Below are 359 nucleotides of genomic sequence, written 5' to 3' on the forward strand. Positions count from 1 at the left end.
GAATCCGGCTGCGGCAAATCGGTCACGGCGATGTCCCTGATGGGGCTGCTGCCAGACAGCGCCGTGGTCTCGGGCAGCATCAAGCTTGACGGCAACGAGCTCGCCCGATTGCCGGACGCGGATTATTGCCGCCTGCGCGGCAACCGCATCAGCATGAACTTCCAGGAGCTGATGACCGCGCTCAATCCGATGCACACGATCGGGCATCAGGTTGCCGAGCCGCTGCGACGCCACAAGAAGCATTCGGCGGCACAGGCGCGCAAAGAGGCGATCGCCTTGCTCGACCGCGTCGGACTCCCCGATCCGGCGCGGCGCGTCGACGCCTATCCGCACCAGTTTTCCGGCGGCCAGCGTCAGCG

General features: G+C 66.3%; 1 protein-coding gene. It reads left to right on the forward strand.

The genetic code is table 11. The features are described 5' to 3' along the window. A partial coding sequence (locus tag AABA84_RS34835) for an ATP-binding cassette domain-containing protein (protein ID WP_338314354.1) occupies window positions 1-359 on the forward strand: 359 nt, incomplete at both ends.

It is taken from the genome of Bradyrhizobium sp. TM239 (assembly GCF_036247985.1).
Taxonomy (GTDB): domain Bacteria; phylum Pseudomonadota; class Alphaproteobacteria; order Rhizobiales; family Xanthobacteraceae; genus Bradyrhizobium; species Bradyrhizobium ottawaense.